Here is a 23,814-nt window from a genome sequence, read left to right as displayed (position 1 = left end):
GCCGCTGCCAGCGGCTGCCTCGGCCACTCGGCTGAGGCGGCTCAGAAGCGATAGGTCGCGCTGAGCGCCAGGTTGTCGCGGTCGGCATAGGGCCGCTCGCGGAAGTCCGGCTTGCCGAGAAAGGCGTTGTAGCTGATGCCCAGGGTGAGCTGCTGCAGGCGGGTGAAGCTCAGGCCGATGCTGGCGCGGTAGTCGCCCTCGCCCATCAGCGAGCCCAGGCCGGAGAGGAACGAGGAGTGACCGCCGCCGACTCCGGCGAAGGTGATCGGCACCTGCAGATCCCAGCCGGTGCTGATGTTCTTGCGGTCGATGTAGGAGAGGAAGGAATAGCCCCAGGCGTCGCGGGTATAGGTCAGCGCCGTCGAGCAGCTGGTCGGGCCGCAGGCCTCTTCGACATCGTTGACGTGGATGTAGCCGGTTTCACCGACCAGGGTGATGGAGTCCCAGAACCAGCCCGGGCCGATCACGTACAGCGCCGACAGCAGCGCCTGGCTGACCTTGCCGCGGGTCGGCGTCGGCACCGGGCCGAGCAGGCCGCCGTCGACGTCGACCAGGATGTCGACGCCCTCGCGGTAGATCAGCTCGCCGGCGACGTTGGCGCCGAACAGGCTGGTGGAGAAGCTCAGCGCCGAGAGGTCGATGCCGTCGAAGTAGCGGATGTTGTAGGTCACCGGCACCTGCACGCCGAGCACCTGGGTGGTGATGTCGGGCAGGCCGCCGGCGCCCGGCAGCAGCACCGCGTAGCCGTAGTTCTGCACCGGCGCCGGCGTGGTGTTGTGGTAGCGCAGGCGGTAGGCGCCGATGGTGGTATCCGAGGTCAGCCGGTAGCGCAGGCCCAGGCCCCACTGGCCGTAGTCGCTGGGGCGGATGTCTTCGCGGCGCTGCACGTTGATGTTTTTCGGCGCGCCGTCGAGCACGCCGGTGGCGCCGACCAGGCCGACCACGCCGCGCACCACCTCTGGGATCAGCGGCAGATCGAGGATGGGATTCAGCAGCGGTGACAGCGGCTGCAAGGCCGGGTAGAGCGCCCCCAGCAGGTCCGGCGCGTTGAGGATGGTGTCGGCGAGCACGTCCTTGTGCACCGGATTCTTGATGCCGTAGATGAACTCCGCACCCGGCCCGACCACATCGCTCACCGAGTAGAACTCGCCCACCGGGTTCAGCTCGGTCTCCTTGAACTCCAGCTTGTACTGGCCGAGCAGGGTGAGGTCCTCGTTGAGCGCCAGCTGCAGCGACACCTGGTTGACCGGCAGCAGGATGCTCTTCACGTCGGCGCCCGGCACCGTCGCCTTGGTGGCATCGGCCGGGCCTTGCGCCAAGGCCACGCCGGAGAAGAACAGGCTCTCGCCCCAGGCCACCACCTGTTGTCCGACACGCAGGTTCAGCGCTGCGCTGTCGCCGATGTACCAGCTGGCGAACGCGTAGGCGTCGAGCAGGCGGGTGCGGCGGCCGTCGTAGTAGCGCGCGGCGCCGGTGAATTCGTTCACCGGCCCTTCGGTCTTGTTGATGGTGTCGGGCGAGGTGTTGTCGTTGCCGCGCCGGTAGACGTCGTCGTAGAAGGCGTCGCCGCGCAGCAGCAGGCCGTAGTCGTCCTTCTTCAGCAGCAGCTCGCCGAGCACGGTGAGCCGGTTGTTGATCAGCGAGCCCTTGGCGAAGTTGCGGTCGCCATCGTCGTAATTGTTCGACTCCGGCAGCTTCAGCGCGTCGGGGATCGGAATCTTCGGGCTGGGCGGCGTGGCGATGATGCCCTGGTCCGGCGACTCGGTGCGGATGCCCACGGCATAGCTGGTCTGCAACTGGGTTTCCGCCTCCAGGCCGAACAGCTCGTAGGAGCCGGCCTCGGCCGTGCCCATCGCGATACCACCTGCCAGACCCAAAGCCAAACCTGCCCGGGCACTCTTGCGAGCTGCCATGTCGCCTCCTTGCGTTGGTTTGCGGGCGCCTATTCCTGGCCCCCTCTGCGGCTTCGCGAGCATGCGAAGCACCGCTGCAATGTAGTGGCGCGGCGTGGCGCTTTGCTCCCCCGAACTGAGGAGGAATCGCTTGTCAGCTGCCAGCCTGTACAGGCGACGCCGGATTCATGGCCGGCCTGCCCGCGGCGCTAGGACAGGTAGCGCACGCCGGTGAGCTGTTCCGAGTGCTGCCAGAGCTTGCGCGCCAGTACCTGATCGCCGGCGCGCGGGTGATAGCCCACCTTCACCGGCGCGCCGGCGAACTGGAACAGGCCGCGCGGGCCGTAGTACTCGCCGCCTTGCACGGCCGGGTCGCCGGCGGCGCGCAGGCTGGGTAGGGCGCCGCGCTCGGCGGACTGTGCGAACAGCGCATTGCCCAGGCGCATCGCCAGCTTCTCCAGGGCATTGCGCGCGCCATCGGCGGTGTTGAGCCCGATGTTGGTGGCGGAATAGCCGGGGTGCGCGGCAACCGAGATCGGCGCATGGCCAGCAGTGCGCAGGCGGCGGTCCAGCTCCAGGCTGAACAGCAGGTTGGCGAGCTTGCTGCAGGCATAGGCCTGGGCCTTGTTGTAGGGGCGCCGCTGCCAGTTGAGGTCGTCCACCGCAAAGCCGCTGGCGGCGCGGTGGGCGATGCTGGCCACGGTCACCACCCGCGCGCCGGGCGTGGCCACGAGGCGCGGCAGCAGCAGGCCGGTGAGTGCGAAATGGCCCAGATGATTGGTGCCGATCTGCAACTCGAAGCCATCCTTGGTCTGCGCATAGGGCAGCGCCATCACCCCGGCGTTGTTTACCAACAGGTGCAGCGGCCGCTCGCCAAAGCGCACCGCGAAGCCTCGCACCGAGGCGAGGTCGGAAAGATCCAGGCTCATCAACTCGGCCTTGGCACCCGGCACCCGGCGCTGCAGCTCGGCGAGCGCGGTGGCCGAGCGTTCCGGGCTACGGCAGGCCAGCACCAGGCTGGCGCCGGCCGCCGCCAGGCCGACCGCGGTCTCCAGGCCCAGGCCGCTGTTGGCACCGGTGACGATGGCTTGCTTGCCGGACAGCGAGGGCAGGTCGGCTCGGGTCCAAGGTTTGGTGCTCATGGGGACTGCTCCTGATTGCGGACTCTTCTGAAGCTTTTACGGCGACCTCTCCGACGCCTTCGGCGCCACCTCCCCTACCTGTAGAGGAGGTGAATCAGTACCTCCCCTGCTTGCAGGGGGGCGCGATGCGACGGAGGGGGCGCTTCAGCCCTTGGCGTAGCCCAGGCCTTGCAGCGCCGTGGCGATCTCTTCCAGCGTCTTCGGGTCGTCGATGGTGGCCGGCGCGTTGTAGCTGGCCCCGTCGGCGATGGCGCGCATGGTCGCGCGCAGCACCTTGCCCGAGCGGGTCTTGGGCAGGCGCGCGACCACCGCCACCTGCTTGAGCGCGGCGACCGCGCCGATCTCCTGGCGCACCCGCTCGACCAGCTCCTTGCAGACCTCCTCGTTGCTGCGGCCGACCCCGGCCTTGAGCACCACCAGGCCCAGCGGCAGCTGGCCCTTGAGCGCGTCGGCGACACCGATCACCGCGCATTCGGCGACGTCCGGATGCCCGGACAAGACCTCTTCCATCGCGCCGGTGGAGAGCCGGTGGCCGGCGACGTTGATGATGTCGTCGATGCGCGACATCACCCACCAGTAGCCGTCCTCGTCGACATAGCCGGCGTCGCCGGCCAGGTAGTAGCCGGGGTAGCGGCTCAGATAGGTATCGCGGTAGCCGTCCTCGTTGTTCCAGAGCGTGGGCAGGGTGCCAGGCGGCAGCGGCAGTCTGATAGCGAGGTTGCCGATCTCGCCGGCTTCCAGCTCGCCGCCCTCGGCGTCGAGCACGCGGATGTCATAGCCCGGCACGGCGACGGTCGCCGAGCCCGGCTTCACCGGCTTTTCTTCGATGCCACGGCAGTTGGCGATGGCCGGCCAGCCCAGCTCGGTCTGCCACCAGTTGTCGACCACCGGCACCTTCAGCATCTGCTGCGCCCAGCGGATGGTGTCGGGGTCGCTGCGCTCGCCGGCCAGGTACAGCGCCTTGAAGTGCGAGAGGTCGTACTGCTTCAACAGCTCGCCCTTGGGATCTTCCTTCTTGATCGCGCGGAAGGCGGTGGGCGCGGTGAAGAAGGTCTTGACCCGGTGCTGGGCGATCACCCGCCAGAAGGCGCCGGCATCCGGCGTGCCCACCGGCTTGCCCTCGTACATCACCGTGGTGCAGCCCTGTAGCAGCGGGCCATAGACGATGTAGGCATGGCCGACCACCCAGCCGACGTCGGACGCGGCCCAGAACACGTCGTCGGGCTGGGTGTCGTAGACGGTGTTCATCGAATGCACCAGCGACACCGCGTGGCCGCCATGGTCGCGCACCACGCCCTTGGGCTTGCCGGTGGTACCGGAGGTGTAGAGCACGTAGAGCGGATCGGTGGCGGCCACGCTCACGCAGTCGGCCGGCGTGGCGCTGGCGAGTGCTTGCTGCCAATCGACATCGCGGCCGGCGATCAGCGAGGCCGCGCATTGCGGGCGTTGCAGCAGTATGCAGCGCGCCGGCTTGTGCGTGGAGAGCTCGATGGCATGGTCGAGCAGCGGCTTGTAAGCGATCACCCGACCCGGTTCGAGACCGCAGGAAGCCGACACGATCAGGGTCGGCTTGGCGTCGTCGATGCGCTTGGCCAGCTCCGGCGCGGCGAAGCCGCCGAACACCACCGAGTGCACGGCGCCGATGCGCGCGCAGGCGAGCATGGCGATGGCCGCCTCCGGCACCATCGGCATGTAGATCACCACGCGGTCGCCGGTTTGCACACCCTGCTGGCGCAGCGCGCCGGCGAACAGCGCCACCGCGTCGCGCAGCTCGCGGTAGCTGTAGCTCTTCACCACCCCGGCGAGCGGACTGTCGTAGATCAGCGCCGCCTGCTCGGCGCGGCCGCCATCGACATGGCGGTCGAGCGCGTTGTAGCAGGTGTTGAGCCGGCCGCCGGGGAACCAGCGGTAGAACGGCGGGCGGCTATCGTCGAGCACCCGCTCCCAGGGCTGGTCCCAGTGCAGCTGGGCGGCCTGCTCGGCCCAGTAGTCCTGGGGCTGGTCCAGCGAGCGGCGGTAGGTCGTCTGGTAGTTGCTCATCTCTCCTCCTTGGATTCTGGTTCCGCTCCCCGCGCGAGGGGGAGACGCTCAGTTGGCCGTTGCCGCCAGATGCTCACGCATGAAGGCCAGCATGTCCGCGCGTGCCAGGCGCACTTCCGGGAACAGCGGCTCGAACAGCGGGAAGGCGTGCGGAAGCACCGGCCACACGTCCAGCTTCACCCGCACTCCCGCTGCCTGCGCGCGCCGCGCCAGCAGCACGCTGTCGTCGCGCAGCACCTCGTTGTCGCTGACCAGGAAGTACAGCGGCGGCAGGCCGGCGCAATCCATGTACAGCGGCGACAGCTCCGGGTCCGAGGCATCCCAGTCGCCGGCGTAGAGATCGTCCACCCGCTGCAAGCTGGCGATCGGCAGCACCGGGTCCTGGCGCATCCGCAGCGCTCGCGACGGCGGCGCATGCACGCGGCCCATCTCGGTGACCGGCGAAATCGGGATCGCGCAGGCCGGCATGCCCCAGCCCTGCTTGCGGATGCGCTGCAAGGTGCCGAGCGTGAGATTGCCACCCGCCGATTCGCCGGCAATGACGATGCGGCGCGGGTCGTGGCCGAGGTCGAGCAGCGCCTGATAGCCGCGCTCGCAGTCGTCGAGCGCGGCCGGAAAGCGGTTGAACGGTGCCAGCCGGTAATCGACCATGAAGCCGGAGGCGCCCAGCTCCGCGCACATCCGCGCCAGCATCCAGACGTGGCTCACCGGCACCGCCGGTATCAGAAAGCCGCCGCCGTGCAGGTAGAGGATCACCGGCTTGCTGGTGTCGTCGATATCGCCCACCACATGGCCGGGCGCGCGGCCGAGCACGCGGTAGTCCAGCGCCAGTCCGCTGCTGTCCCGGCAGCGCTGCGAGGCCATTTGCAGCTGCACCTTGGCGATGCGCGTGTAGGAGCCGTTCACCAGCCAGCCCATCCACGGCCGCAGCAGCCAGCGCATCAGCTTGACGATGATCCGGCTGCGCAGGCTCACCCGCACCGCCTTCAAGGGCACCGGGCCGGGGCCGGGCGGGACGGGCGCGCTGGTGGCGCTGGACAGGGTGGGGATGGCGACGGGTTCGGGATTGCGCATGTGCGGCAGTCTATGCCGCCGCCCTCCCGGGGCGTCGTCCGTTCAGGCGAGTGGCGCGGGCAGGCTGTCCGGCGTGGCCTTAGCCGGGGCCAGCGGCCATTGCCGCCAGCTTGGCGACAGTGTTCAGGTTGCGCCCGGTGCCGGTCTTCGCCGCCGGGATCACCAGCTTGGAGTCGGCCATGCCCTCGCCGTAGTGCACGTAGATTTCGCGGGTGCCGAGCGCCAATCGCTCGTCCTTCTGGTGCTTGAGCGTGTGCAGGGCCTCGGGGCTCGGAGCGGCATCGAGAAAGATCGCCACCACGCGATTGCCCGGCGCTTCGGGGTAGGGATTGCGGCGCGCCACCTCGGCCATCTCCGCCGCGGTGCGCAGCAGCACGCCCACCGGCTTGCCGGCGTATTGCTCCAGCCGCGCCTCCAGCGCGGCCTTGATCGCCGCTTCAGTCTGGCTGCTCTCGAACAGCAGGTTGCCGCTGGCGATGTAGGTGCGAACCCGGGCAAAGCCCAGTGCCTCGGCCATCGCCTTCAGCTCGGTCATCGGCAGCTTGCCGGTGCCGCCGACGTTGACCGCACGCAGCAGGGCGACGTAGCTCGTCATCGCCTCAGCGCGTGGCCTTGGCGGCGGTGCGGAAGGCACCGGCCAGATTGAGCCAGCGCACGAGCTTCTCGAAGAAGCGCGGCGCCAGCACGCTCATCGCGACATTGAGCCGGGGCGTGCCCTTCATCAGGATGCTGTCCGGCAGATCCTGCTCGATGGCCCGGATCACCGCCGGCCCGAGCCGCTCCGCCGGCACGGTGCCGACCAGCTTGGGCGCGCTGACGGCGTGCTGCTTCTCCATGTCGGCGAACATGCCGACCCCGGACATGAAGCCCGGGCAGATCACCGAGGCGCTCACCGGCCAGCCGCTGTCCTGCGCGGTCAGCCGCAGGCCGCGGGTGAAGCCGACCAGCCCGAACTTGGAGGCGTTGTAGGGCTCCTCGTAGGCGGTGCCGATCAGGCCGGCCATCGAGGCGATGTTGACGATGTGGCCGCGTCCGCGCGCGAGCATGCCCGGCAGCAGCAGGCGGGTCAGCAGCATCGGCGCCAGCAGGTTCACCTCGATCATCTGCCGCAGCTCGGCGGGGTCGGTCTGCTCATAGCTGCGGGCGGATTCGATGCCGGCGTTGTTGACCAGCACGTCCACCCCGCCGAACTCACGCAGCGCGGTCTCCGCCAGCGCCTTGAGGGCGCCTTCGTCGGCCATGTCGGTAGGCACCGTCAGCACCCGACCGCCGTACCCGCTGCCCAGGCCGGCGGCGACCGCATCCAGGCCCTCGGCCGAGCGCGCCGCCAGTACCAGGTTCAAGCCGCGCTGCGCCAGCGAGTGGACGATGTGGGTGCCCATGCCGCGCGAGGCGCCGGTCACCAGCGCGGTCATGCCTGCTTCGAGTTTCATCGGGACTCCTGAACACGGGCCCGCCCCAATGGCGCGGCTCCAGCGTCCGAAGATAGCCGAGCGCGATGACAAGTACCGGGGTCCGCTCGATCAGGCCAGGCCGGTGCCGGGCCAGCGCAGCGGCAGCTTTATCATCGGCCTCGTCTCCAATTCGCGACGAAGGCCACCGCGATCACCACCGCCGACAAGAGGCCGGCAATGCCAGCCAGCCAGCCGGCCCAGGGCCAGCGCGTGAGCTGCCAGAGCGGCAGCGCCAGCGTGGTCGTCAGCAGCGGGGCAAACAGCAGCCAGGGGATGAAGGCGCGCATGGTCTCCCCGCGTTCAGATGTTTTCGGGCCGGGCGTCCGCGCCCTACATCCGGAACACGCCGTAACGCGGATCGCCGATTGGCGTGTTGAGCGCCGCCGAGATCGAGATGCCCAGCGCGTTGCGGGTGTCGGCCGGGTCGAGCATGCCGTCGTCCCAGATCTCGGAGGTGGTGTACCAGGCGCTCTGCTTGCGCTTGAACTCGCCCAGCACCGGGTCGCGGATGGCGTCAATGTCGGCCTGGCTGAGTTGCTTGCCCTGCTTGGCGAGCTGGCGGATCTTCACGTCGGCGAGCGTATTCGCGGCCTGCTCGGCGCCCATCACGCTGGTCTGCGACTGCGGCCAACTGAACAGGAAGCGGCTGTCGAAGGCGCGGCCGGACATGCCGTAGTTGCCGGCGCCGAAGCTGCCGTGGCACATCACGGTGAACTTCGGCACCTCGCAGTTGCTCACCGCCATGATCATCTTGGCGCCGTCCTTGGTGATGCCGCGGCGCTCGTATTCCTTGCCGACCATGAAGCCGGTGATGTTCTGCAAGAACAGGATCGGCACACGGCCCTGGTTGCACAGCTCGATGAAGTGCGCGCCCTTGAGCGCCGAGTCGTTAAAGAGCACGCCGTTGTTGGCGAGGATGCCGATCTTGTAGCCCCAGAGATGCGCGTAGCCGCAGATCAGGGTCTTGCCGTAGTTGGGCTGGTATTCGTGGAAGCGCGAGCCGTCCACCAGGCGCGCGATCACTTCCTTCATGTCGAACTGCGCCTTGATGTCGCGCGGCAGGATGCCGTACAGCTCGCGGCCGTCGTAGTAGGGCGCTTCGGGGCGTTGCCATTCGATGACCGACTTCTGCGGCCGCTTGAACTGGGCGACGATGTCGCGGGCGATGGCAATCGCTTCTTCTTCGCTGCCAGCGGGGTAGTCGGCGGTGCCGGACACACTGGTGTGCATGTCGCAGCCGCCGAGTTCATCGACGCTGACGTCCTCGCCGGTCGCGGCCTTCACCAGAGGCGGGCCGGCCAGGAAGATCGCACCGGTGCCGCGCACGATGACGTTGTAGTCCGACAGGCCGGGCACGTAGGCGCCGCCGGCCGTGCAGTGGCCGAGCACCACCGAGACCTGCTGCACGCCCATCTTCGAGAGCATGCACTGGTTGCGGAAGATGCGACCGGCCATGTACTTGTCGGCGAAGAGATCCGCCTGCAAGGGCAGGAAGCCGCCGGCGGAATCGCACAAGTGCACCACCGGCAGGCGGTTCTCGATGGCGATGTCGAGCGCGCGCACGGTCTTCTTCACCGTCAGCGGATACCAGGCGCCGCCCTTCACACTGGCGTCGCCGGCATTGATGACCACCTCGCGGCCGGAGACGATGCCGATGCCGGTCACGCAGGCCGCCCCCGGCACCTCGCCGTCGTAGGCCTCGTTGGCCGCCAGCGAGGACAGCTCCATGAACGGCGTACCGGGATCGAGCAGCAGCTCCAGGCGCTCGCGCACCAAGAGCTTCTTCTGCTGGCGCAGGCGGTCGATGTCGCGCTGCGGGCGCGCGTGGCGCACCTTGTCCTGCTTCTCCTTGAAGGCTTCGGCCAGCCGGCGGTTGTGCTCGGCGTTGGCCTGGAAGTCGGCGGACGCGGTATTGAGCTTGCTCTCGATTCTCTTCACTGGTTCGGCTCCAGGCTCAGCAGCAGCGCGTCGCGGTCGAAGGTCTGCGCTTTTTCGTAGGTGACGACGGCGACCACGCCGTCGCGTGGCGCGGTGATGGTGGTTTCCATCTTCATGCTCTCCATCACCAGCAGGGTCTGGCCCTTGGTCACGGCATCGCCGGGCTTGACCGACACGCTGACGATGCTGCCCGGCATGGGGGCGCGGATGTGATCCTCGGCGCTGCCGCCGGCAGCGGCGGCGAGCCGGTCCAGCGGGTGGCGGTAGCGGAGCTGATAGGCCTCGCCATCGAAGTGCACGAACACGTCGTCGCCGCGGGTGGCGATCACCACCTCGTGGTGGCGCTCGCCGACGGTCAGCCAGGCGCGGCCATCGGCGCCGGTCTTGAGATCGACATCGATCACCTGCTCGCCGAAGTGCAGGCGGTAGGCGTTTGCCGAGCGTGACAGCGCGTTGTTGTGCTCGGCCTCGCCAAGCTTGAAGGCATGTTGCATGGTGGGTTCCTTAATTGCGCCAGCCGCCCATGGCGGCGTGCATGTCGGGTACCGCGTCGGCGACGTCGCGCATCGGCCTGGTGCTCAGCGCGGCGGCGGCGAGCAGGGCCTGCAGGGTCTCGGCGGCGAGCTCCGGCTCGGCGGCGATCTGCGGATTGGCGTCGAGAAAGCCGGTATGCACATCGCCGGCGACGAAGGCCGGGTGCGCGATCAGTCGGCGCAGGAAGGCGGTGTTGGTCTTGCAGCCGAGCAGCACGGTGTCGCGCAGCGCGGCATCGCCCTTGGCGATGGCATCGGCGCGGTCGCGGCCGGTGACGATCAGCTTGGCGATCATCGGGTCGAAGGCGGAGGTGACCTCGCCGCCCTGGAGAATGCCGCTGTCCCAGCGCACGCCCTCGCCCTGCGGCGGGTGCAGCACCAGCACCGGGCCGGTGGTCGGCGTGTAGCCGCGCGCGGCGTCCTCGGCGTAGATGCGGAACTCGATGGCATGGCCCTGGGCCTTCACGTCGGTCTGCTCGAAGCCGAGCTGCTCGCCGGCGGCGACCCGCAGCTGCTGCAACACCAGGTCGATGCCGGTGATCTGCTCGGTGACCGGATGCTCCACCTGCAGGCGGGTGTTCATCTCCAAAAAGTAGAACTCGCCCTGCTGACCGAAGATGAACTCCACCGTGCCGGCGTTGCGATAGCCGATGGAGCGGGCGATGCCGGCGGCGGTCTCACAGATCTTCTCGCGCAGCTCGGGGGTGAGCGCCGGCGAGGGGGTTTCCTCGACGATCTTCTGGAAGCGCCGCTGCACTGAGCACTCGCGCTCGAATACGTGCACGACATTGCCATGGCCATCGCCCAGTACCTGCACCTCGATGTGGCGCGGGTTCTCGATGTAGCGCTCGCAGTACAGGCGGCCGTCGCCGAAGTAGCGCGCTCCCTCGCTGCGGCCACGCAGGATCTCCTGCTCCAGCAGAGAAAGATCGCGGACGATGCGCATGCCCTTGCCGCCACCGCCGGCGGAAGGCTTGATCAGCAACGGCGCGCCGACCTTGCGTGAGCGCTCGACGAACGTGGCCGGGTCATCGTCCTCGATCGCCGAGGGCGCGACCGGAAAGCCGGCCTTCTCGACGAAGTTGCGGGCGCGCACCTTGTCGCCCATCAGGTCAATCTGCTCCGGCGTCGGGCCGATGAAGCGGATGCCGGCGGCTTCCACCGCCTGGCAGAAGCCCTTGTTCTCGGAGAGAAAGCCGTAGCCGGGATGGATCGCCCCGGCGCCGCTGGCTAAAGCCGCGGCGATGATCTGCGCGCCGTCGAGGTAGCTGGCCACCGGCGTCGGGCCGGTGATCTCGATGGCCTGGTCGGCCATCTTCACCGCCAGCGTGCCGCGATCGGCCGCGTGGTAGACGACGATGCCCTTCAGGCCCAGCTTCTGCACGGTGCGCAGCACGCGCACGGCAATCTCGCCGCGATTGGCGACCAGCACCGCCTTGAAAGGCCACTGGGAGGTATCGGGTACTGCGCTCATGCACTAGCTCCGCGTTTTCTGCCCTCGCCCCTGACCGGGGTGAAGGGCTGGGATGATTGGTGTACTGCGATGCCCTCGCAGACCAGGGAGGTGAGCTGCTCGGCCAGACTGTCGATGTCCAGCGCGCCGCGGCCGCAGACATAGTTCCAGCTGTGGTGCTCGATGCCGCCGTAGACCAGCGAGCGCAGCAGCGGCGCCGGCAGGTCGGCGCGGAACTCGCCGCCGGCGACGCCGGCCTCGATCACATCGACCAGCAGCTGGGTATAGCGGCGGTTGAGGTCGTGCAGCAGCGTGCCGCGATAGTCGTGCTCGGACTGCACCTCGCGGAACATCAGCCGGCACAGGCGCGGAAAGTCGCGCACCGAGCGCAGGTGGCGCCAGATCAAGAGGTGCAGGCGCGCGCGGTGGCTGGACTGCCCGGCGAGGTCGCGGGCGTAGTCGCCGAACATCTCCTCGTACCAGTACTCCAGCACCTTCAGCAGCAGCTCGCGCTTGGTGGCGAAGTACTTGTAGATGGTGCCCTCGACCACGCCCAGCTTGAGCGCGATCTCGGCGACCGCGGTGGTCTCGTAGCCCTTCTCGCAGAACAGCTCGCGCGCCGCCAGCAGGATCTCGTCCACGCGCTGCTCGCGCGCCAGGCGCGGGGCGTGGACGCGCGGCGGCTTGGTGCTACTCATACGCCTGGACTCCCTCCCCCGCTGGCGGGGGAGGGTTGGGGTGGGGGCGGTTGACGCAGGGGTAGGGTGGGCAAAGGCGCGCAGCGCCGTGCCCACCGTTGCGCAGCCAGCGCGTGGGCACGGCGCTGCGCGCCTTTGCCCACCCTACGAGCGGCGGTTTGCTCATGCGTGGACCAGGCCCTGCTCGATCCAGGCGGCCGGAACCCGCACCGGAAAGTCCATGAGGATCTGCGCCATCATCTTGCCCTGCGGGTCGTAGCGCAGGCTGGCCATGCCGCCGCCGCCGAGCGCGTTGTGGAGCAGGAAGTTGAAGCCGCCCAAGCCCGGAATCTCGAAGCGCTCGACCTTGCTCGGCCTGTAGTGCGCGAAGTAGGCGGCGACCGCTTCCGGCGTGAGCTGGGTGCGCAGCAGCGGCAGGAACTCCGGCTTGCGGGCGAGCACGCCGATGTTGGCGGCATCGCCCTTGTCGCCGCTGCGGCCGTAGGCGAGGGCGATCAGCGGCACGGTGACGCCATCGCTGCCGACCGCCTGGGTCTCGTTGGCGGGCACCGGCGAGGCGGCCGAGAGCGGTGCTTCGCCCGCCGCCGGTGCTACGAAGGGCGCGCCATCGACCTCGATGCCCACCGCCGACTTCGGCACCAGGCAGGAGAACAGCCGCACCAGCGGCGTCGGCGAGGGCCGGCCGCCGGAGAAGCCGGTGATGCCCTGCGCCATCGCCGTCGCTGGTGGGATGAACTCGCGGCCGAAGATTTCCAGCGCGCTCTTGTCGGCGTGGTGCACCGAGAGCTTGAGGATGACCTCGCGGCTGCCGCGGGCGCGGCTCTGGGCGCCCCAGTTGGCCTCGCTGCCCAGCACCTCGACGTCGGTGCGCAGGTAGTCGGCCAGGCCGCGCTGCGCGAACAGCGCGCGGGTGCGCTTGAGAATGGCGGCAGCCACCGCCTCGGCCTTCCGTACCGCGTCGATGCCGCCGATCATCATGGTGCCGCTGCTGCGGAAGCCGTCCTGGTAGGTCGCCGACACCTTGTACTGGTCGGTCGGTGCGCGGCCCTTGGCGCCGGTCACCTCGACGCGGTTGTCGCCGACCTGCCTCAACTGCACGCCGCTCCAGTCGCAGGTCACGTCGGGCAGCAGGTAGGCGGTGGGGTCGCCGATCTCGTAGACGATCTGCTCGGCCACGGTCTCGGGCGCCACACGACCGCCGGTGTTGGCCGGCTTGGTGGCGATGAAGCTGCCGTCGGCCTTGCAGATGGCAATGGGAAAGCCCATGCGATCCCAGTCGCCGCTGACCTTTTCCCAGTCGGTGCTGATGCCGCCGGTGGCCTGCGCGCCGCACTCGACGACATGGCCGACGAGGCTGCCGGCGCTCAGCAGATCGTAGTCGCCGGCCAGCCAGCCGAACTCGTGGATCAAGGGGCCGAGCGCCACCGCGCTGTCGACGCAGCGGCCGGTGAGCACGATATCTGCGCCGCCATCCAGCGCCTGCGCGACGGGAAAGGCGCCGAGGTAGGCATTCATGCTCCACAACTTGGCCGGCATCGCCTCGCCGCTGAACATCTCCCTGGTCTCAGCGAACTCGGCCGCGCGCGGCAGCAGGTCGTCACCGGTGACGATGGAGACCTTCAGTTCGATACCGAGGGCCTTGAGCTTCTCGTCGATGGCTGCCTTGCAGGCCTGCGGATTGACGCCGCCGGCATTGGTCACCACCTTGATGCCGCGTTCTTTCAGCTTGGGCGCCAGTGCCGCGACCACGGCCGGGAAGTCGGTGGCGTAGCCGGCGTTCGCGTCCTTGATCCGCGCGCGCGCCAGCAGGCTCATGGTGATCTCGGCCAGGTAGTCGAGCACCAGGTAGTCGATCTCGCCGGACTCGACCAGCTGCTTGGGCCCTTCGGCGCTGTCGCCCCAGAAGCCGGCGCCGCAGCCGATGCGGACGGCTTCGCGTGAGGTGCGGGGAGTGAGGCGTGAGGCACTCATCTCAAGTCCCCGTGAAATTCGGCGAACGCTTCTCCTGGAAGGCGGCCATGCCCTCCTTGGCGTCGTTGGTGCTGGACATCACCGGCACCATCGCCTGCGCGTACTCCAGCGCCTCGCGCAGACCCATATCGCGCGTCGCATTGAAGGCCTGCTTGCCGAGGCGGATCGCGGTCGGCGACTTGTCGGTGATGCGCGAGAGCAGCCAGTCGAGCTTGCTGTCGAGTTCGGCGCGCGGCACCAGGTAGTTGAGCAGGCCCCAGTCGTAGGCCTCGGCGGCGCTGAACTGCTCGCCGGTGATGCACATCTCCTGCAGCTTGCGCGGCGGCAGCACGCGCAGCATGTAGGGCAGGATCATCATCGGCGTGACGCCGATCTTCGACTCGGTGGTGCCGATGCGGATGTCGTCGGCGGCAATCGCCATGTCGCAGGCGCAGAGCAGGCCGAAGCCGCCGGCCATGGCGTGGCCGTTGACGCGGGCGATCACCGGCAGGGTGCATTCCTGCAGGCGCTTGAACAGATCGACGATGTAGTGCTTGGGCCGGGCGAAGTCGACCGCGAACGCAAAACCTTTGGTGCCCTTGGCGAGATCGGCGCCGGCGCAGAAGGCCTTGTCGCCGGCGCCGGTGATGACGATGGCCTTCACCTCGCCACCCTCGACCGCTTCCTTGATGCCGCGGTCGATCGTGCGGACGACGTCCTCGTTGAGCGCGTTCCGGCGCTCCTCGCGATTGATGATGATCCACTGCACCGCGCCGCGGTGCTCGATCAGGACTTGCTCAGACATTCCCAGGCTCTCCTTGAGGCTAGGGCGCAAGCCTGAGGCAAGCCTGGTGAGTCGGCCTCACCCATTTATGGGAGCCGCCAGTGGCCTGGGTCGGAATGGGCTGGAGTCACGGCTTGGAGTCAGGCCTGGGCGCTTAGCTTCAGGCGGCACTGAGCAAAGACCAAATCGGTCTAGCGGCCTGCATAGGCATTCAGGTTGTTGCGCGCTTAGAGTGCGGCGCTCCCCGAGCTTCGGGGCGGCGGCTCGCGTTCTCGCCGGAGCCGGTTTTTTCCACTACTGCAGGCCTTGTGAAGACCATGTCGAACCCGCACAAGTTTGAAACCCTCGCCGTCCACGCCGGCTACAAGCCGGACCCGACCACGCATGCGGTGGCGGTGCCGATCTACCAGACCGTGGCGTTCTCCTTCGACGACACCCAGCACGGCGCCGATCTCTTCGACCTGAAGGTGGCCGGCAACATCTACAGCCGCATCATGAACCCGACCAACGACGTGCTGGAGCAGCGTCTGGCCGCGCTCGAAGGCGGCATCGCGGCGCTGGCGCTGGCCTCGGGGCAGGCGGCGGTGACCTATGCGATCCAGACCATCGCCCGCGCCGGCGACAACATCGTCTCGGCCAGCACGCTCTACGGCGGCACCTACAACCTGTTTGCGCACACCCTGCCGCAGTTCGGCATCGAGGTGCGCTTCGCCGATCCGCGCGCGCCGGAAAGCTTCGCCGGCCTGATCGATGCGCGCACCAAGGCGCTGTTCGTCGAGTCGATCGGCAACCCGCTGGGCAACATCACCGACATCGCCGCGCTGGCCAAGATCGCGCACGCCGCCGGCGTGCCGCTGATCGTCGACAACACCGTCGCCACGCCCTATCTGCTGCGGCCGTTCGAGCACGGCGCCGACATCGTCGTCCACTCGCTCACCAAATACCTCGGCGGCCACGGCACCAGCCTGGGCGGCGCGATTGTCGATTCCGGCAAGTTCCCCTGGGCCGAGCACGCGGCGCGCTTCCCGCAGCTCAACGAGCCCGACCCCAGCTACCACGGCGTGGTCTACACCCAGGCGCTGGGCCCGGCGGCCTACATCGGCCGGGCGCGGGTGGTGCCGCTGCGCAATACCGGCGCGGCGCTGTCGCCGTTCAACGCCTTCCAGATTCTGACCGGCATCGAGACGCTGGCGCTGCGCATGGAGCGGATCACCGAAAACGCCCTGCGCGTCGCCCGGCACCTCAGGAGCCATCCGCGCGTGCAGTGGGTCAACTACGCCGGCCTGGAGGATCACCCCAGCCACGCACTCGCCCAGCGCTATTTCGGCGGCCGGCCCTCGGGCCTGCTCACCTTCGGGGTGCAGGGTGGCCGCGAGGGTGGCGCCCGCTTCCAGGACGCGCTGCAGCTGTTCACCCGGCTGGTCAACATCGGCGACGCCAAGTCGCTGGCGGCGCACCCGGCCTCCACCACCCACCGCCAGCTCTCGCCCGAGGAGCTGGTGAAGGCCGGCGTCACCGAGGACACCATCCGGCTGTCGATCGGCATCGAGCACATCGACGATCTGATCGCCGACCTCGACCAGGCGCTGGCGGCGGTCTAGCCCGCCGGGGTTTGCTCGGCCTCGCTTCTCCTGCATTTGGAGGGGCGGGGCAGGCCCGGTGACGTGCTAGCGTCGGCGCGTCTTTGGCCAGCGGAGCAACAAGCCCATGAGCGCGTCCCCATCCACGGTAATGATCACCGGCGCCGCCGGCAGCCTGGGCCAGGCGGTGGCCGCGGCCTTCGCCGCCGAAGGTGCGCGGCTGGTGCTGGTGGACGTCAGCACCCAGGCGCTGGCGGCGCGTTATCCGGGCGAGTCGCCGCAGCGGCTGTGCCTGGCGGTGGACCTGCTCGACGAGGCGGCGGTGCAGGCGGCGGTCGCCCAGGCGCAGCAGCGCTTCGGCGGCATCGACGTGCTCTGCAATATCGCCGGCGGCTTCGACATGGGCACGCCGGTGCATGCCACACCGGCGCCGGCCTGGCAGAAGATGCAGGATCTCAACGTCGGCACCCTGCTCAACACCGTGCGCGCGGTGGTGCCGCTGATGCAGGCACAGGGCGGGGGGCGCATCGTCAATGTCGCCGCCGGTGGCGGGCTCAAGGGCCAGGCGCTGATGGGCGCCTACAGCGCCGCCAAGAGCACGGTAATCCGCATCACCGAGGCGATGGCGGCGGAACTGCGCGAGCAGGACATCAACGTCAACGCCGTGCTGCCGAGCATCATCGACACCCCACCCAACCGCGCGGCGATGCCCAAGGCCGATCCCGGCAAATGGGTGGCGCCCGCGGACCTGGCGGCGGTGATCCGCTTCCTCTGTTCAGACGCGGCGCGTGCCATCCATGGCGCGGCGCTGCCGGTGGTGGGCCTGAGTTGAGTGGCCGCTCCTATCCCGCCGCTTGTGAGTGCTTACGGAGCAGACCATGACCATTAAAAGCCGCGAGCAGCAGCTCGACGAGTTGCTCGACAAGCAGGCGATCACCGAGCTGGTGATGGCCTATGCCAATGCCGCCGACCGCCACGACCACGCCAAGATGCGGGCGCTGTACCACCCGGACGCCATCGACGATCACGGCCATTTCGCCAAGGGGCCGGCGATGGATTTCATCGCCAAGCTGCCGGAGATCCAGAAGGCGATGGCGATCCTGCACCACAACGTCACCACCGTGAACCTCAAGCTCGATGGTGACAGGGCCGAGGGCGAGATCTACATCCTCGCCTTTCACCAGGTGCAGGCCGAAGACCGCCTCTACGACGTGCTGATCGGCGGCCGCTACTTCGACAAGTACGAAAAGCGCGACGGCGTCTGGAAATTCAGCCACCGCGCCATCGTCGCCGACTGGGCCTATCCGGCCGATCCCTCGGCGGTGCGGCTGGACCACCCCTTCCTGAGCGGCGCCTATCTGGGCAAACCGGGGCCGGCCGACCCTTCCTACGCGTTCTTCTCACTGTTCCGGCGCGGCGAGCGCTAAGCCCCGGCCGCCGCCGGACCGACGGTCGGCCTTGCGCCGACCGGCGGATATTCGTGTTCGCCTGGGCTGGCCGATACCATGACTCAGGGCGCAGGCCGACTTGGGGCCACGGCTGGTCTGGCGCTGCGTACACCGTCTGCTCCCAGCCGCGTTGCACTCGGCTGCTGAGCCCCACCATCAATGGCAGGAGAACCAGGGTGGCCGATGATCATGGCAAATGAACACCCCGGGCGCGCCTGCCTCCTGGCCCTGTTGCTGATTGCTACGCCCCCGGCGCGGGCCGGCGTAGTCGGCACCGGACAGCTGGCCGACCTGGAGCTGGAGCAGCTGCTGGGGCTGGAGGTCTATGCCGCCTCGCGCTTCCCCCAGCCGCAGGCCGAGGCGCCTTCGGCAATCACGGTCATCACCGGCGAGGACATCCGCCAGTACGGCTACCGCACGCTGGCCGACGTGCTGCGCTCCATCGCTGGCCTGCACATCAGCTCCGATCATGTCTACGACTACCTGGGCGTGCGCGGCATCCGCCGGGCCGGCGACTACAACGCGCCGGTGCTGCTGCTGATCGACGGCCGGCGCCAGAACGACAACGTCTACGAGGCCGCCGCCATCGGCCGCGAGCTGCCGGTGCCGATCGAGCTGATCGACCGCGTCGAGTTTGTGCGCGGGCCGGGCTCCTCGGTATTCGGCAGCAATGCGCTGTTCGGGACCATCAATGTGGTGACCCGCGCGCCGGCCGCGCAGGCCGGGCTGCGGCTGCTGACCGAGGTGGGCAGCGCCGGCCTGCGGCGCGGCTATCTGCAACTGGACCGCCCGCTGGCGCCCGAGACCCGGCTGCAGCTCTCGGCCGCCTACGGCCAGCGCAAGGGCGAGGATCTGCAGCTGCCGGGGCTGGCCGCCTCGCCCGATGGGCAGGGCAATTTCCGGGATGTCGATGGCGAGCTGTTCCAGAACTACGCGGCCAAGCTGGTCTCCGGCCCCTGGACCGTGCAGGCGGTGCACGGCGAGCGCCTCAAGCAATCGCCGCTGCCGATCTATGGCGCCGATCCCGGCGACCCGGGCAATCGCTACCGCGACCGCCAGGGTCATCTTGGCCTCAACTACGAGGGTAGTGCCGGGCGCGACTGGCTGCTGCAGGCGCGCCTGTTTGGCGGCTATTACGACTTTCGCGGCGATCTGGTCTACGACGGCGTGCTCAACCGTGATCGTGCCGAGGGGCGCTGGTGGGGCGGCGAGCTGAACGCGGTCTACGGCGGCATCCGCCGCCACCGCCTGTTGCTGGGCGTCGACTTGCAGCGCGACCAGCGCCAGCGGCAGTACAACTACGACGTCGATCCCTATCTGCTGTACCAGGACACGCAGCAGCGCGGCCTGCGCACCGGGATCTACGTGCAGGACGACTGGCGGCTCAGCCAGCGGCTGAGCCTGGACCTGGGCCTGCGCTACGACAGCTATAGCGACTTCGACGCGGTGACCACGCCGCGGGTGGCGCTGATTCTCAGGCCTTGGTCGCGGCAGACGGTGAAGCTGATCTACGGCCGGGCCTACCGGGTGCCGAGCAGCTACGAGCGCTATTACGAGGTGGAAGGCTATGAAGCCAATCCCGACTTGGTGCCGGAAGTCGCCAGCAACTGGGATCTGATCTGGGAGAACCGGGTCAGCGACAGCCTGCGCGTACAGACCGCCGCGCAGTACCTGCGAGTGCACGACTTCATCGTGCAGAGCAGCGATCCGGCCTCGCCGCAGTTCACCAACCGCGAGCGCGCCGAGGCCTATGGGCTGGACCTGATGCTCGACAAGCACTGGTTCAGCGGTGTGCGCAGCCGCGCCAGCCTGAGCCTGCAGCGCGCCCGCGACGAGACGCGAGATTTCGAGGATGCGCCACGCTGGCTGGCCAAGCTGCACAACAGCCTGCCTCTGGTCGCCGGCTCGCACCTGGGACTGGAGCTGCTTGGCACTGGCCGGCGCCGCACCGCCCTGGGTTCCAGCGCCGGCTACTGGCTGCTCAACCTCACCGCCTCCGGCATCCGCCTGCGACCGGGCCTGGAGCTGGCGGCCTCGGTGGACAACCTGTTCGATGAGCGCTACGCGGATCCCGGCTCGCCGGATCTGGCGGCGGTTGGCATCGACGCGGTGCCAGGCGCCGGCCGGCAATTCCGGTTGCGGCTGGAGGCCGAGTTCTAGCATGGCCAAGACGCTGCTCCTGATCCTGTTGACCAGTCTGCTGGCGCCGCTGTGGGCGGCGCCGGTGCTGGACGATCAGGTGAAGGCGGCGGTGATCTACAAGGTGATGCTGTTCACCCACTGGCAAACGCTGCGGGAGCCGGGCGCGGAACTGGTGCTCTGCGTCATCGGCCGCGACGAGGTGGCCGCGGCGCTGCCGGATCTGCAGGGCCGCAGTGTCGGCGAGCGTCGCCTAGCGGTGCGCAGCGTCAACAACTGGGGCGCGCTGGCGGACTGCGATGTCGCCTACTTCGCCGGTGCCGAGCGGCAACGGCTTGCCGAGCTGGCGGAGCCGGCGCATGTCGATGGCCTGATGACGGTGGCCGATTGCGGCCTGGGGCTCTGTGCCTCCGGCGCGGTGCTGTCGCTGGCGGTGGAGGACGGCCGCCCGGTGTTTGCCCTCGACCGCAGCCGCGCCGAGCGCCAGGGCCTGGCGTTCAGCGCCCAGGTGCTGCGGCTGGCGCGCCCGGTGCCCAGCCCATGAGCCCGGCCGCCCGGCTGTTGCGGCGTCTGGCGCGGATGCCGATCCGGCGCCAGCTGGGTCTGGGCGCGGCGCTGGTGGTGACGGTGACCGCGCTGCTGTCGGGGGCGGTCACGGTGTACAGCGAGTACCGCGCCAGTCGCCGGGCGCTGCTCGCCGATCTTCAGGTACAGGCGCAGATGATCGCCGCCAACAGCAGCGCCGCCCTGGTGTTCGACGACGTCGAGGCGGCGCGCGAGATCCTGCAGGCGCTGCGTGCCTCCGACGATGTGCTGGCGGCGCGCCTGCTGGGCGCCGACGGGCAACTGGTGGCGGAGTATCGCGGGCGCTTGGTGACGCGACCGGGCGCCGAAGTGCTGCGGCTCAGCGAGCCGGTGCGCTATCAGGGTCGCGACTACGGCCGGCTGGTGATCGATGCCCATCTGCACCGCCTGAACCAGCGGCTGCTGACCTATGCGCTGGGCGCGCTCGGGGTGCTGGTTCTGGCGGTGGCGCTGGCGCTGCTGCTGTTCGCGCGGGTGGCGCGCTTCATCACCCGGCCGCTGCAGGAGCTCACCGCGCTGATGCGGCAGGTGGCGCAGGAGGGCGACTACTCGCGCCGCAGCGGCATAGCCTCCGGCAACGAGATCGGCGAGATCGCCCGCAGCTTCGACGCCATGCTGGGCGAGATCGAGTTGCGCCAGCAGGCGCTAACCCACGAATTGCAGGAGCGCAGCCGCACCCAGGCGGCGCTCGATCATCTGGTCCGCCACGATGTGCTGACCCAGCTGGGCAACCGCCATGCCCTGGCCGAGCGCATGAAGGAGGTGGCGGCGCAGAACGACGCCGACGCGACGCCGCACTGCGGTCTGGTGCTGCTCGACCTGGACAACTTCAAGCTGGTCAACGACACCCTGGGCCACCAGGCCGGCGACGAGCTGCTGGTGAAGTTCGCCACCCGCCTGCGGGAGATGATGGAAGAAGACGTGGCGATCTTCCGGCTTGGCGGCGACGAGTTCGCCACCCTGCTGGTCGGCGAGGGGCTGCAATGGCGCTGCCGGCAGCTGTCCGATCGCCTGGTCGAGCGCACCCGCCCGCCGTTTCGCGTCGATGGCCACGAGGTGTATGTGACCGTCTCCGCCGGCTTTGCGCTCTACCCGGAGCATGTCGGCGAGCTGACCCAGCTGTTGCGGCACGCCGACCTGGCGCTGTACGCCGCCAAGAACCAGGGCCGCAACACCTGGCGGCCGTTCACGCCGGATCTGCAGGCGGTTGCCGAGCAGCGGTTGCGCATGGAGGCCGATCTGCGGCGGGCGCTGGAGCGGCAGGAGTTCTATCTGGTCTACGAGCCGCAGCTCGATCTCGCCAGTGGCCGCCTGTGCGGTGTCGAGGCCCTGCTGCGCTGGCGCCATCCGCAGCGCGGCATCGTCGGCCCCAAGGACTTCATCTCGCTGGCGGAGGAAACCGGCCTGATCGTGCCGATCGGCAAATGGGTGCTGCACCAGGCCTGCGCGGACGGCGCGCGGCTGCTGGCGCTGGGGGTGGCCGAGGACTTCCGGCTCGCGGTCAATCTGGCGCCGCGTCAGCTCAGCGAAGTGGAGATCGTGGCGACGGTCGCCAGCGCGCTGGCCGAGACCGGCTTTGCCGCCCGCCACCTGGAGCTGGAGGTCACCGAGAGCGTGATGACCGAGCGCATCGAGCTGGTGGCGGAACGCATGCACGCCATCGCCGGCTCCGGAGTCAGCTTCGCGGTGGACGACTTTGGCGCCGGCGCCTCCTCGCTCAGCTATCTGCGCCGTCTGCCGCTGCGCAAGCTCAAGATCGACCGCAGCTTCGTCGACGATATTCCCGGCTCTGCCAGCGACTGCGAGGTGGCCGCCGCGATCATCGCGATCGGTGCCCGTCTGGGTTTGCAGGTGCTCGCCGAGGGTGTGGAAACCGCCGAGCAGCTGGAGTTTCTGCGCCGCGAGGGCTGTGCGCTGGGGCAGGGCTATCACTTCGCGCGGCCACAGCCGCTGGAAGCCTTCCTTGCCGATTGGCAGCGGCGCCTGAGCGCCGCGGCAGGCCGGAACGAGGCGGCCGCCCCTGACGATTGCGGCGGTCTGGCGGCCTGAACCCAGCAAAGGCGCGCGCCTGCATTAAGCTCGTATGCATGTCTGCCGCCCTCGCCACGCTGCCCACCATTTCCGCCGCCGAGCTGGCGGGTCTGGCGCAAGACCCGGCCGCGCGCAGCCGGTTTTCTGCGCTAGGCGAGTCGCCCTGCCTGCTGTTGGACGTCGCCAGCGCCGCTGGCGCCGAGGTGCGGCCGGCAGTGCTGGCCTGGTTGCGCGCGCTGCCGGCGCCCAGCATCGCCGTCGGTGGCGGGTCTAGTCCGCTGGCGGCGGCCTGCGATGTGCAGCTGGCGACCTTGCCCGAGGCGGCGCCGCTGATCGAGGGCATCCGCCGCACACCGCTGGCGGCCTGTGTGCTGGTGCAGTTGCTGCGCGCCAGCGAGGGCCTGCCGCTGGAGTCGGCGCTGTTCGCCGAGTCGCTGGCCTATTCCAGCCTGCAGACCGGGCCGGAGTTCCGCGCCTGGTTGCAGGCCAACCGCGCGGCGCAGCCCTTGGCGCACCGCGACCAGGGGCCGGCGGTGCGGATCGAGCGCGAGGGCGGGATGCTGCGTCTGCGCCTCAATCGTCCCAGCCTGCGCAATGGCATGAGCGTGGAGATGCGCGACGCCTTGATCGAGGCGCTGCAACTGGTGCTGGCCGATGACAGCCTGGAGGCGGTTTCGCTCGCTGGCGAGGGCAAGTGCTTCTCCACCGGCGGCGATCTCAGCGAGTTCGGTAGCGCGCCGGACCCGGTGACCGCGCACCTGGTGCGCAGCCTGGCGCTGCCGGGGCGGCTGCTCGCCGCCTGCGCGGCGCGCGCGACGGTGCGCTTGCACGGCGCCTGCGTCGGCTCCGGCATCGAGTTCCCGGCCTTCGCCGGGCGCCTGGTCGCCAGCGCCGATGCCTGGTTCCAGTTGCCGGAGCTGAAGTTCGGGCTGATTCCGGGCGCTGGCGGCACGGTGAGCATCGCCCGCCGCATCGGCCGCCAGCGGCTGGCCGGCTGGGTGCTGTCGGGCCGGCGCATCGACGCCGCCACTGCGCTGGCCTGGGGGCTGGTCGATGCCATCGAGTTCTGAGCG

20 protein-coding genes are annotated in these 23,814 nt (G+C 69.1%); 7 read left to right on the top strand and 13 right to left on the bottom strand.

Annotated features, from left to right (window positions below):
* Window positions 1–41 precede the first annotated feature (41 nt).
* The 13 genes from AC3WT6_RS01110 to AC3WT6_RS01050 all read right to left on the bottom strand — a co-directional run bounded on the left by AC3WT6_RS01110 (window position 42) and on the right by AC3WT6_RS01050 (window position 14,979).
* The gene (locus AC3WT6_RS01110) at window positions 42–1,853 is read right to left on the bottom strand and encodes a DUF1302 domain-containing protein (RefSeq protein ID WP_492651705.1); all 1,812 of its coding nucleotides are present in this window, start codon (window positions 1,851–1,853) and stop codon (window positions 42–44) included.
* Between the two features lie 248 nt (window positions 1,854–2,101).
* The gene (locus AC3WT6_RS01105) at window positions 2,102–3,034 is read right to left on the bottom strand and encodes an oxidoreductase (RefSeq protein WP_492651704.1); all 933 of its coding nucleotides are present in this window, start codon (window positions 3,032–3,034) and stop codon (window positions 2,102–2,104) included.
* 144 nt (window positions 3,035–3,178) lie between these two features.
* Complete coding sequence (locus tag AC3WT6_RS01100; protein WP_492651703.1) at window positions 3,179–5,074, bottom strand: propionyl-CoA synthetase; 1,896 nt, start codon at window positions 5,072–5,074, stop codon at window positions 3,179–3,181.
* 48 nt (window positions 5,075–5,122) lie between these two features.
* Entirely contained in the window at window positions 5,123–6,148 is a 1,026-nt protein-coding gene (locus tag AC3WT6_RS01095) for an alpha/beta hydrolase (protein WP_492651702.1), read from the bottom strand.
* A gap of 79 nt (window positions 6,149–6,227) precedes the next feature.
* Window positions 6,228–6,743, bottom strand: a complete 516-nt coding sequence (locus AC3WT6_RS01090; RefSeq protein ID WP_492651701.1) for a DUF1697 domain-containing protein — start codon at window positions 6,741–6,743, stop codon at window positions 6,228–6,230.
* Window positions 6,744–6,747: 4 nt separating this feature from the next.
* Window positions 6,748–7,581 (bottom strand): SDR family NAD(P)-dependent oxidoreductase, encoded by an 834-nt coding sequence (locus AC3WT6_RS01085; protein ID WP_492651700.1) that lies wholly within the window; start codon window positions 7,579–7,581, stop codon window positions 6,748–6,750.
* 131 nt (window positions 7,582–7,712) lie between these two features.
* Window positions 7,713–7,889 carry a hypothetical protein gene (locus AC3WT6_RS01080; protein ID WP_492651699.1) on the bottom strand — a complete coding sequence of 59 codons (177 nt, stop codon included), beginning with the start codon at window positions 7,887–7,889 and terminating at the stop codon, window positions 7,713–7,715.
* 43 nt (window positions 7,890–7,932) lie between these two features.
* Window positions 7,933–9,540, bottom strand: a complete 1,608-nt coding sequence (locus tag AC3WT6_RS01075; RefSeq protein WP_492651698.1) for an acyl-CoA carboxylase subunit beta — start codon at window positions 9,538–9,540, stop codon at window positions 7,933–7,935.
* Complete coding sequence (locus AC3WT6_RS01070) at window positions 9,537–10,034, bottom strand: acyl-CoA carboxylase biotin carboxyl carrier protein subunit (RefSeq protein ID WP_492651697.1); 498 nt, start codon at window positions 10,032–10,034, stop codon at window positions 9,537–9,539. The genes AC3WT6_RS01075 and AC3WT6_RS01070 overlap by 4 nt, the downstream gene beginning before the upstream one ends.
* Before the next feature lie 10 nt (window positions 10,035–10,044).
* Complete coding sequence (locus AC3WT6_RS01065) at window positions 10,045–11,547, bottom strand: acetyl-CoA carboxylase biotin carboxylase subunit (RefSeq protein ID WP_492651696.1); 1,503 nt, start codon at window positions 11,545–11,547, stop codon at window positions 10,045–10,047.
* Window positions 11,544–12,224 (bottom strand): TetR/AcrR family transcriptional regulator, encoded by a 681-nt coding sequence (locus tag AC3WT6_RS01060; RefSeq protein WP_492651695.1) that lies wholly within the window; start codon window positions 12,222–12,224, stop codon window positions 11,544–11,546. The genes AC3WT6_RS01065 and AC3WT6_RS01060 overlap by 4 nt, the downstream gene beginning before the upstream one ends.
* 162 nt (window positions 12,225–12,386) lie before the next feature.
* Window positions 12,387–14,195, bottom strand: coding sequence for an acyclic terpene utilization AtuA family protein (locus AC3WT6_RS01055; RefSeq protein ID WP_492651694.1), 1,809 nt, complete (start codon window positions 14,193–14,195; stop codon window positions 12,387–12,389).
* Window position 14,196: 1 nt separating this feature from the next.
* Complete coding sequence (locus tag AC3WT6_RS01050) at window positions 14,197–14,979, bottom strand: enoyl-CoA hydratase-related protein (RefSeq protein WP_492651693.1); 783 nt, start codon at window positions 14,977–14,979, stop codon at window positions 14,197–14,199.
* A gap of 296 nt (window positions 14,980–15,275) precedes the next feature.
* On the opposite strand from AC3WT6_RS01050, the gene AC3WT6_RS01045 reads away from it, so the two are divergent.
* The 7 genes from AC3WT6_RS01045 to AC3WT6_RS01015 all read left to right on the top strand — a co-directional run bounded on the left by AC3WT6_RS01045 (window position 15,276) and on the right by AC3WT6_RS01015 (window position 23,811).
* Window positions 15,276–16,559 carry an O-acetylhomoserine aminocarboxypropyltransferase/cysteine synthase family protein gene (locus tag AC3WT6_RS01045; protein ID WP_492651692.1) on the top strand — a complete coding sequence of 428 codons (1,284 nt, stop codon included), beginning with the start codon at window positions 15,276–15,278 and terminating at the stop codon, window positions 16,557–16,559.
* Between the two features lie 106 nt (window positions 16,560–16,665).
* Complete coding sequence (locus tag AC3WT6_RS01040) at window positions 16,666–17,370, top strand: SDR family NAD(P)-dependent oxidoreductase (protein ID WP_492651691.1); 705 nt, start codon at window positions 16,666–16,668, stop codon at window positions 17,368–17,370.
* Between the two features lie 46 nt (window positions 17,371–17,416).
* Complete coding sequence (locus AC3WT6_RS01035) at window positions 17,417–17,965, top strand: nuclear transport factor 2 family protein (protein ID WP_492651690.1); 549 nt, start codon at window positions 17,417–17,419, stop codon at window positions 17,963–17,965.
* A gap of 204 nt (window positions 17,966–18,169) precedes the next feature.
* On the top strand, window positions 18,170–20,146 hold the full coding sequence (locus tag AC3WT6_RS01030; RefSeq protein WP_492651689.1) for a TonB-dependent receptor plug domain-containing protein: 1,977 nt from the start codon (window positions 18,170–18,172) through the stop codon (window positions 20,144–20,146).
* A gap of 1 nt (window position 20,147) precedes the next feature.
* Entirely contained in the window at window positions 20,148–20,669 is a 522-nt protein-coding gene (locus AC3WT6_RS01025) for a YfiR family protein (protein ID WP_492651688.1), read from the top strand.
* The gene (locus AC3WT6_RS01020; protein ID WP_492651687.1) at window positions 20,666–22,759 is read left to right on the top strand and encodes a putative bifunctional diguanylate cyclase/phosphodiesterase; all 2,094 of its coding nucleotides are present in this window, start codon (window positions 20,666–20,668) and stop codon (window positions 22,757–22,759) included. The genes AC3WT6_RS01025 and AC3WT6_RS01020 overlap by 4 nt, the downstream gene beginning before the upstream one ends.
* Before the next feature lie 38 nt (window positions 22,760–22,797).
* Window positions 22,798–23,811: an enoyl-CoA hydratase/isomerase family protein gene (locus tag AC3WT6_RS01015; protein WP_492651686.1), complete on the top strand. Its 1,014-nt coding sequence runs from the start codon at window positions 22,798–22,800 to the stop codon at window positions 23,809–23,811.
* Window positions 23,812–23,814 lie beyond the last annotated feature (3 nt).

Source organism: Stagnimonas sp. FW305-C-60, assembly GCF_058782965.1.
Note: the sequence above shows the minus strand (reverse complement) of the source record. Positions and strands in the feature narration are given on the sequence as shown.